The sequence below is a fragment of the Microbacterium sp. W1-4-2 genome (assembly GCF_058349885.2).
In genome coordinates, this window is sequence record NZ_JBYRJC020000002.1 from 1,027,642 (window position 1) to 1,036,976 (window position 9,335).

Here is a 9,335-nt window from a genome sequence, read left to right on the forward strand (position 1 = left end):
CGCGACCGAGACGCGCGTGACAGAATGGCGGGACCGAGGCATCCCGAACCGCAGTGAGTCGAGAACGCGCATGGACCACCTGTCGCAGGCAGCGATCGCGCTGTCGACGTGGGCGTGGCTCGAGGTGCACTCGTCCTCGGTGCTGGTGCTCGTCGCGACGCTGCTCGCAATGGCCGTTGTGGGCATGATCGCCGCAGCAGTGCTGGCGGTCGCGTTGCGCATGCTGCGCCTTGCGCATGGTCCGGATGCCGCGTCCGGCCCGATCTGGGTCGTGGCGGCGTTCGATCGAACAGCGCACCGCCCGCGCGGCGGCCGCGGCCCGCGTGCGCCCGGCGGACGGCTCGGCCGCCTCGCCCTCGTCTGACCCGCCTTCATCGTTCCGGCGCCGGGACCCGACGTGCGCGCGGCGGCAGATGCCCTCTGCCCGCCTCGATCGAAGGCCCTCCCATGTCTGTTCTGCACTCCCGTCCCGTCCGTCTTGCGCGCCTGCGCGTCCGGCTCATCCGGCGTCGCATCGCGCACCTTTCCGCACCGCTGTGGCGGTTCGGCACCTGGATGTTCCTCGCCGCCGGCGCACTCGTCGGCTTCGAGGTGCTCGAAGTGGTCCTCGGCGGGCTGCTGCTGACACCCGAGGCCGTGCCCGTGGTCCTGTTCGCGCTCGCCGTCGTCTGGCTGCTGCGCGATCGCGCGGGCCGTCTCGCCCGGCGCGTGCGCACGCGGCTCGGCGCCCGGCGCGGTCTGCAGCGCATGGACCAGCGCTGACCAGCGCGTGCGTTCAGCGCGGCGGCGCGTCGGGCGGGATCGGCTCGGCCATCGGGTCCGTGTCGGCCGGCTCGCCGTCGGTCGTCGACATGTCCTGGTCGTCGAACTGCCCGTCCGGCAGACTCTCGCTCGCCGGCATGGGGTTGTCGCCGTCGTCCACCTCGCCGTCGTCGTCGCCGTAGTCGTCGAGGTCGGAATCGGCCCCGTCGTCGAGTCCCGCGTCGAGCCCCGCCGCGGGCCCGGTGTCGATCAGATCGTCATCGTCGAGATCGTCATCGTCGAGCTCGGTGTCGATGTCGGGGTCGTTCTCAAGGTCGGAGCCGTCGCGGCGCCTGGGCACATTCGCCTCGCGCGACTCGAAGAAGCTGGCATCGTTCATGGTGGTCCTTTCCACCCTCGATTCCAGTGCAGCGCGCCGCCTCGCCGGCAGGGGGATGACGCCGGCCCGTGTGCGGGACTATCATCCCCGCACACGGGCCGGCGCCTGCGCGTTCCTCAGTGCTGCGGCTCGACCACGCTCTTGATCGTGCCGGCCGCGGTCGTCGACTCGAGCGCCTGCTGCACGGCGTCGAGCCCGAACGTCCCGGTGACCATCGCGTCGAGGTCGACTCGTCCGCTCGCGGCCAGGGCGATCGCGGCGGGCCACGTGTTCGCGTACCGGAAGACGCCGGTCACGACCAGCTCGCGGTTCTGGATGCGCGTCACCGGCAGCGGCAGCTCGGCCAGCCCCATCCCGACGAGCACGGCGCGTCCGGCCGGACGCAGGGCGTCGATGCCCGCCCGCACGGCGGCGGCCGCCCCCGAGGCATCCACGAACGCGTCGACGTCCGCGGTGGCGATCGCGTCCGCCTCGGCGACGGGGTCGAGCGCGCTCGTCGCGCCGAACCGCACGGCGGCCCCGCGCCGCTCGGCGCTGATGTCGGTCACGATCACCTCGGCAGCGCCCGCGGCGCGCGCCACCTGCGCGACGGCCAGGCCGACCGGGCCCGCGCCGGTGACCAGCACCCGCGACCCGACCTCGAACCCGGCTTTGCGTCCGGCGGCGATGGCGACCGACAGCGGCTCGAGCAGGGCGGCGGCGTGGTCGCTCACGCTCTCGGGCACGCGGTGGGCGAAGTGGCTCTGGATGGTCACGAACTCCTGGAACGCACCGTCGGTGCCGGGCACCGCGTAGAAGCGCATCTGCGGGTCGAGGTTGTAGTCGCCGCGCAGCGTCTCGGCCGACGACGTCGAGGGATGCTGGGGCTCGATCGAGACGCGTTCCCCGATGCGGCCGGCGTCGACGTCGGACCCTGCGGCGACGATCACGCCCCCGGACTCGTGCCCGAGCACGAGCGGCTCGGTCACGGCCCAGTCGCCGAGGCGCCCTTCTTTGTAGAAGTGCACGTCCGAGCCGCACACGCCGACGGCGGTGACCCGTACGAGCACCTCGTCGGGGTCGGGCACGGGCACGGGGCGCTCTTCGAGCCGGATGCGGCCGGGGCCGGTCAGCACGGCGGCTCGCATGGTGTGCGGGATGGGCATCGTCGCTTCCTCTCCGAAAGGGTCATACGGGCGGGGCGGTCGACGCACAAAACATGTTGACATCCGCACGCCCTCGTTCTTATGGTGTATCTAACGTGATCGTGTGACAAGATCACAGGAAAAATAACACGAGGTGAACGACCACCGATGACCGCTCGCCCCGCGCAGCCGCGGGTCGACGGCCCGGCCCTCCGGGCGCACGCGCGATGGTCGTACCGCGAACGGGAGCACACATGCGCGCAGCAGTCTTCACCGCCCAGGGTGAGTTCGCCCTGGAAGAGCGGCCCACCCCACAGCCCGGGTACAAAGAGATCCTGATCGAGACGGCGGCCGTGGGCATGTGCGGCACCGACACCCACGTGTTCGACGGCGAGTTCGAGGGCACGGTGTTCCCGCTCGTCCCCGGGCACGAGGCGACAGGCACGATCGTCGCGCTGGGCGAGGGCGTCAACGACGGGGTCTTCGACTTCAAGGTCGGCGATCATGTCGCAGTCAACCCGAGCACCACCTGCGGCGAGTGCGAGTTCTGCCTCAACGGCCACCAGAACCTGTGCCCGCAGTGGAACGGCCTGGGCGTGGTCGCCTCGGACGGCGCGGCCCAGCAGTTCTTCACGGCTCCGTCCCGCAACGTCTATCGGCTCAAGCCCGACACCGACCTCTACCAGGCGGCGCTCATCGAACCGCTCGCTTGCGCGATCCGCGGCTGGGACGTGCTGCCCCGGCGCCTGGGCGACCACGTCCTGGTCTACGGATCGGGCACGATGGGCCTGCTCATGGCCCAGCTCGCCTCGCGCGCGGGCGCGGCGACCGTCACGATCGTCGACCTCAACGAAGACCGGCTGAAGACAGCCGCCGAGTGCGGCATCGCGTACCGCTACACCAGCGCCGACGACGCCGACCGCGCCAAGTGGGACGTCGTGATCGACTGCACCGGCAACATCCGCGCGATCGAGGATGCGCTGACCCGTGTCAAGCCCGCCGGGTTCTTCCAGGACTTCGGCGTCGCGCCGGCCGACCGAACGGCGCAGTACTCGCCGTTCCGCGTCTACCGTGACGAGATCTCCATCGTCGGCACGATGGCCGTGCTCAACTCCTTCGGGCGGGCCGTCGAGCTGTTCGAGGCCGGCGCGATCAACGCCGCCGCGATGATCAGCCATTCGTTCACGCTGGACGACTACACGCAGGCGCTGGAGATGTTCCGCCGCGGCGAGGGCCGCAAGCTGCAGATCCGGCCCAACGACACCGAGTCGCGGGTGCTGATCCCATGAGCGCCGTCACCACCAGCGTCGCGGTCAAGCGCAAGGGCATGCGCCCGCTCGTGAAGCGCCTGATCTGGATCGGGCTGATCGTGGTGCTGCTGATCGCGATGGGCCTGAGCACCAAGATCATCCAGAAGGGCTCGTCCGAGGCGGCCGGCGCCGGCCAGTTCAGCGCCGCCGAGTATGGGCGCAGCCAGTTCCCGAAGATCCAGTCCTACATCTCCCAGCACGCCGTCGACGCGACGACGCTGGCCGCCGCCGCCAAGGCCGACGCCACGGCGGCCGGCAAGAAGTACGGGCAGACCACCGACGGGGCGACCTACATCATCCCGGTGAAGTTCACCGGCGTCGTCGGGACCGTGCCGTCGGACGGCTACACGCCGATCACGGTCGCCGGCCTGCCCTCCGACATCAAGGTGGGCCTGCAGCTCGGCCCCGCCATCAACGGCACCGACCTGCGCGACGTCACCGGAAAGGTCACGCTGAACGACTTCGAGAACCAGATCCAGTTCCAGGATGCCGGGGCCGCCCTCAACGATCAGCTCAAGAAGGCCCTCGCCAAGCTCGATCCGTCGACGCTCAAGGGCAAGACCATCGACGTCGAGGGGGCGTTCACGCTGATCAACCCGGCGCAGTGGAACGTGACCCCGTCGCGGATCACCGTGGGGAAGTGAACCGATGAGCGCTGCACAGCCCTCCGACGCGCCCGTCCTGTCGGCTCGGGACATCGTCAAGACGTACGGCGGGATCCATGCCCTGAAGGGCGTGAACTTCGACGTCTACCCGGGCACCGTCACGACGCTGTTCGGCGAGAACGGCGCCGGCAAGTCGACGCTCATGAAGATCCTCTCCGGCGTTGAGCAGCCCACGTCGGGCACGATCCTGCTCGACGGGGCCGAGGTCACGTTCTCCGACACCAACGACGCCCGCGACCACGGCATCTCGATCATCCATCAGGAGCTGAGCCTCTCGCCGAACGTCTCGGTGCGCGACAACCTGTTCATGGGCCGTGAGCTGCGGCGGGGCCTGGCGGTCGACTACCGCGAGCAGGAGAAGCGCAGCCGCGAGGCGCTCGCCGGGCTCGGGCTGAACATCGACCCGCACGTCAAGGTGTCCGAGCTGCGGCTGGGCGAGCAGCAGCTCGTCGAGATCGCCCGGGCGCTGCTGGCCGACTCGCGCATCCTGATCATGGACGAGCCGACCTCGGCGCTGTCGGCCAACGAGGTCGACATCCTGTTCCGGGTCATCGACGACCTCACCCGCAACGGCGTCGCGATCGTCTACATCTCGCACCATCTCGAAGAGGCGCTGCAGGTCACCGACCATGCCGTGGTGCTGCGCGACGGAGCGGTCACCGCGCGGGGCCTGGCCACCGACATCGACCTGGAGTGGATCGTGCGCAACATGGTGGGCGAGCACTTCGACCTCGGCTCGCCGCCCACCGGGTACGAGTTCGGGCCGGTGGCCCTCGACATCCAGGGGGTCAGCGTCGCCGACCCCAAGGAGCCCAACCGCATGCTCGTCGACCGGCTGTCGCTGCAGGTGCGCGAGGGCGAGATCGTCTGCATCTACGGCCTGATGGGGGCCGGCCGCACCGAGCTGCTCGAGGCCGTCGCCGGCCGCCGGCCGCTCGTGGGCGGCACGATCCACATGGGCAAGGGCGAGATCACCCGGCTGCACCTGCGCGACCGGCTCGCCTCGGGCCTGGGCCTCGTGCCCGAGGACCGCCAGCGCGACGGGCTCGTGCCCACCATGAGCGTCGGCCGCAACATCTCGCTGGCGAGCGTCAGCACGTTCGTGAAGGGCCTGTTCGTCTCGCGCCGCAAAGAGCGGGCGCACGTGGACGAGGCCATCCACGACGTGCGTGTGAAGACCGACGGCGGCGGCGCGATGATCGGGTCGCTGTCGGGCGGCAACCAGCAGAAGGTCGTGATCGGCAAGATCGTCTCGACCGGGCCCAAGGTGCTGCTGCTGGACGAGCCGACGCGCGGCATCGACGTCGGCGCGAAGGCCGAGGTCTTCCGGCTGGTCGCGCAGCGCGCGCACACCGGGCTGGCCGTCGTGTACTCGACGAGCGAGGTCGGCGAATGCCTGAGCATCGCCCACCGCGTGCTCGTGATGGCGCGCGGGCGCATCGTCGCCGAGTTCGATCCCACCGCCACCAAGGAACAGATCATGGCCGCCTCGGGCGAGGCCGTGGTGACCGCGTAAGCCGCATCGAAGGAACAGACATGGTCGAGCAACTCATCTCACGACGTCGGCACCCCTTTCAAGGGCTGACCTGGACGGCGGTGCTGCTGGAAGGGCGTGCGTTCTTCGCGCTGCTGGCGATCTTCATCGTCTTCACCATCCTGGCGCCGACGTCGTTCCCCACTCTGTCGAACATCATCGTGATGACGCAGCAGGTGTCGGTGTACGCGATCCTGTCGATCGGCATGCTGATCGTCATCATGGACGGCGGCATCGACCTGTCGGTCGGATCGACCCTGGGCCTGTCGGGCATGGTCGCCGGCCTCGCCCTGCAGGGCTTCCCGATCGGCGACGTGATCCTCTACCCGCCGGTGTGGGTCGTGGTGGTCCTGGCCGTCGCCACCGGCGCACTGGTGGGCCTGCTCAACGGCGTGCTGGTTGCGCGGCTGAACGTGGCGCCGTTCGTGGCGACGCTCGGCACGATGTACGTCGTGCGCGGCCTCGCGGCCCTGACCACGAACGGGCTGACCGTGAACAACCTCGGCGGCAAGCCCGAGCTCGGCAACACCGGATTCGCGTGGCTCGGGTTCAACTCGATCCTCGGCATCCCCGTCGGCATCTGGATCATGGTCGTGATCAGCATCCTCGCGAGCCTGCTGCTGAGCCGCACCGTATACGGCCGGTGGCTGTACGCGCAGGGCGGCAACCGCCGCGCGGCCGAGCTGTCGGGCGTGCCGGTGAAGAAGGTCAGCGTGCGCGCGTACGTGATCGCGGGCGTGTGCGCGGCGATCGCCGGGGTGATCCTGACCAGCGAGCTGACCAGCGCCGGACCCACGCAGGGCACGTCGTACGAGCTGACGGCGATCGCCGCGGTCGTCATCGGCGGTGCGTCGCTGTTCGGCGGCACCGGCAACGTGCGCGGCACGCTGCTGGGCGCCTTCGTCATCGGGTTCCTGGCGGCGGGGCTCACGATCGTCGGCATCTCGGCGTACGTGCAGACCGTGTTCACCGGCGCCGTCATCGTCCTCGCGGTCCTGCTGAACAGCATCCAGCTCCGCTCCCGTCGCGCCCGCAAGAACGGCGCACCGACCCCGCCGCCGGCAGCCACCGCCGGTCACGGCGAGACCGCCGAGCCCGTCGCCTCCACAGAGGCCGGCTGAGGCATCCCACACATTCGGAAATCACCGAGAAGAAAAGGAAGAGAAATGTCCCGCAAAGCAATCGTCGCAGCGCTGGCGCTCGGCATCACGGCCGTGCTGGGCCTGAGCGGCTGCGCCGGCTCGGGCGGCAGTCAGCCGTCCGGCTCCGCCGGCACCGGCGGCAAGGCCGGCGGCTTCATCCAGATCGTCGTCAACGACCCGTCGAACCCGTACTGGCTCACCGAGGGCAACGTCGCGCAGGCCGAAGCGCAGAAGCTCGGCTACACGGCCTCGGTCGCGGCGTCGAAGGGCGACGTGAACACCGAGTCCACGATCATCGACACCGCGATCGCCAAGCACGCCGCCGGCATCATCCTCGACCCCGCCAACGCGCAGGGCTCGATCGGCAACATCCAGCGCGCGATGGCGAAGAAGATCCCGGTCTTCCTCGTCAACGCCGAGATCGACCAGCTCGGCGTGGCTCTGGGCCAGCTGGTGTCCAACAACGCGCAGGGTGCGGCGCTGGGCGCGCAGCAGTGGATCAAGGCCGCCGGTCAGAAGGGCAAGTACGCCGAGCTGTTCGGCCTGCCCTCCGACAACAACGCCGCCACCCGGTCCAACGGCTACAAGACCGTGATCTCGCAGTACCCCGGCTGGGTCAAGGTCGCGCAGCAGACCGCGAACTGGGACCGCGCGCTCGGTCAGCAGAAGATGCAGTCGATCCTGCAGGCCCACCCCGACATCAACGCGGTGATCGCGGGCAACGACGAGATGGCGCTCGGCGCGATCGCGGCGATCAAGCAGGCCGGCAAGAAGGTGTCTGCCGACTCCAAGGGCGGCGGGATCGTCGTCGGCGGCTTCGACGGCTCGCCCGACGCGGTCGACGCCATCAAGTCCGGAGAGCTGGCCTACACGGTGCTGCAGCCGGTCGCGACCTTCGCGGCCAAGGCCGTGCAGGAGCTCGACGAGTACATCCGCACCGGCAAGAAGCCGGCGCAGGAGAAGCAGTCCTTCGACTGCATCCTCATCACGAAGGACAACGTCGACAAGATGACCGGTCCCTTCACCTACAGCGGCTGACCGGTCCGCAGACGGCCGTTCGCTCCCGTTCGGCCGACCGGGGGCGGGTGCCCGCGCATCCGCCCCCGGCCTCTTTCCTCCCGAACCCCGAAGGCACTCCATGAGCTACGTACTGAACGATCCGGCGGACTTCGCCGACGAGTCCGCGGACGGTTTCGTCGCCGCCCATCGCGACCTCGTCCGGCGGGTGCGCGGCGGTGTCGCCCGCGCGGCGGCCACGCCCGCCGGCACGGTCGCCGTCGTGATCGGCGGGGGATCGGGGCACTACCCGGCGTTCGCGGGCCTGGTCGGCCCCGGCATCGCCCACGGTGCGGCGATGGGCAACGTCTTCGCCTCGCCCAGCGCGCAGCAGGTGCACGCCGTCGCCCGCGCCGTCGCCAGCGACGCCGGCGTCCTGCTCACCTACGGCAACTACGCCGGCGACGCGCTGAACTTCGACCAGGCGCAGGAGCAGCTGCGCGCCGAGGGCATCCCGTGCCAGACCGTGCGCGTCACCGACGACGTGTGCAGCGCCGGGCCGGACGAACGCGACCGGCGGCGCGGCATCGCCGGGGATCTCACGGTGTTCCGCGTGGCGGGCTGGGCCGCCGAACAGGGCATGACGCTCGACGAGGTGACGGCGCTCGCCGCCCGTGCGAACGAGCGCACCCGGTCGATCGGCGTGGCCTTCTCGGGCTGCACGCTGCCCGGCGCCGACGAGCCGCTGTTCACCGTGCCGCACGGCCAGATGGCGATCGGCATGGGCATCCACGGCGAGCCCGGCATCGAGACCGTGCCGCTGCCCGGTGCCGACGGCATCGCGCGGCTGCTGGTCGACCGGCTGCTCGACGAGCGGCCGGAGGCCGCCGACCGGGTCGGCGTGATCGTCAACGGGCTCGGCTCGGTCAAGTCCGAAGAGCTGTTCGTGCTGTACGGCGGGATCGCCGCCGCGCTCGAGGCCGCCGAGGTCACGATCGTCGACCCCGAGGTGGGGGAGTATGCGACGAGCTTCGAGATGGCCGGCGTCTCGCTCACCCTGATGTGGCTCGACGACGAGCTCGAACGCGCCTGGCGCTCGCCCGCGTACACGCCCGCCTATCGCAAGGGCGCGATGGAGCATGTGAGCGGCCCCGCCGGCTCGGGCGAGGATGCCGCAGCCGACGACGCCGCGATCACGGCGGCGCCGCCGGACGCGGCCGCTGCCGGCCGGGTCGTGGCATCGGCCCTCAGCGCCATCCGCGCCGCGATCGACCGCGACGTCGACGAGCTCGGCAGGCTCGACGCGATCGCCGGCGACGGCGACCACGGCATCGGCATGCAGCGCGGTGCGCACGCGGCCGACGCCGCCGCGACCGATGCCGCGTCGGGGGGCGGCGGGGGCCGGAGCAAACCGGGTAGGAAC

Annotated in this window: 10 protein-coding genes; 8 read left to right on the forward strand and 2 right to left on the reverse strand. The window is 70.5% G+C overall.

Annotated elements, in window-relative coordinates; all coding sequences use genetic code 11:
* Positions 1 to 70: 70 nt before the first annotated feature.
* Together AC3RX0_RS12560 and AC3RX0_RS12565 are read left to right on the forward strand one after the other, a co-directional pair.
* Positions 71 to 364: a hypothetical protein gene (locus AC3RX0_RS12560; protein ID WP_491506316.1), complete on the forward strand. Its 294-nt coding sequence runs from the start codon at positions 71 to 73 to the stop codon at positions 362 to 364.
* 83 nt (positions 365 to 447) lie between these two features.
* Positions 448 to 762 (forward strand): hypothetical protein, encoded by a 315-nt coding sequence (locus AC3RX0_RS12565; RefSeq protein ID WP_491506317.1) that lies wholly within the window; start codon positions 448 to 450, stop codon positions 760 to 762.
* Between the two features lie 13 nt (positions 763 to 775).
* On the opposite strand, the gene AC3RX0_RS12570 is transcribed toward AC3RX0_RS12565, so the two are convergent.
* Complete coding sequence (locus AC3RX0_RS12570) at positions 776 to 1,141, reverse strand: hypothetical protein (RefSeq protein WP_491506318.1); 366 nt, start codon at positions 1,139 to 1,141, stop codon at positions 776 to 778.
* A 116-nt stretch (positions 1,142 to 1,257) separates the two neighbouring features.
* On the reverse strand, positions 1,258 to 2,286 hold the full coding sequence (locus AC3RX0_RS12575; protein ID WP_491506319.1) for an NAD(P)-dependent alcohol dehydrogenase: 1,029 nt from the start codon (positions 2,284 to 2,286) through the stop codon (positions 1,258 to 1,260).
* Positions 2,287 to 2,519: 233 nt separating this feature from the next.
* Here AC3RX0_RS12575 and AC3RX0_RS12580 point away from each other — a divergent pair, with 233 nt between their 5' ends.
* From AC3RX0_RS12580 to AC3RX0_RS12605, 6 genes are all read left to right on the forward strand, one after another.
* On the forward strand, positions 2,520 to 3,554 hold the full coding sequence (locus AC3RX0_RS12580; RefSeq protein WP_491506320.1) for a zinc-dependent alcohol dehydrogenase family protein: 1,035 nt from the start codon (positions 2,520 to 2,522) through the stop codon (positions 3,552 to 3,554).
* Entirely contained in the window at positions 3,551 to 4,219 is a 669-nt protein-coding gene (locus AC3RX0_RS12585) for a DUF2291 family protein (protein WP_491506321.1), read from the forward strand. The genes AC3RX0_RS12580 and AC3RX0_RS12585 overlap by 4 nt, the downstream gene beginning before the upstream one ends.
* Positions 4,220 to 4,223: 4 nt before the next feature.
* Entirely contained in the window at positions 4,224 to 5,756 is a 1,533-nt protein-coding gene (locus AC3RX0_RS12590; RefSeq protein WP_491506322.1) for a sugar ABC transporter ATP-binding protein, read from the forward strand.
* Between the two features lie 20 nt (positions 5,757 to 5,776).
* Positions 5,777 to 6,895: an ABC transporter permease gene (locus tag AC3RX0_RS12595; RefSeq protein ID WP_491506323.1), complete on the forward strand. Its 1,119-nt coding sequence runs from the start codon at positions 5,777 to 5,779 to the stop codon at positions 6,893 to 6,895.
* Positions 6,896 to 6,940: 45 nt separating this feature from the next.
* Complete coding sequence (locus AC3RX0_RS12600; RefSeq protein WP_491506324.1) at positions 6,941 to 7,954, forward strand: D-ribose ABC transporter substrate-binding protein; 1,014 nt, start codon at positions 6,941 to 6,943, stop codon at positions 7,952 to 7,954.
* A 100-nt stretch (positions 7,955 to 8,054) separates the two neighbouring features.
* Positions 8,055 to 9,335 (forward strand): dihydroxyacetone kinase family protein (locus AC3RX0_RS12605; protein ID WP_491506325.1); only part of this gene is annotated, 1,281 nt, incomplete at its 3' end.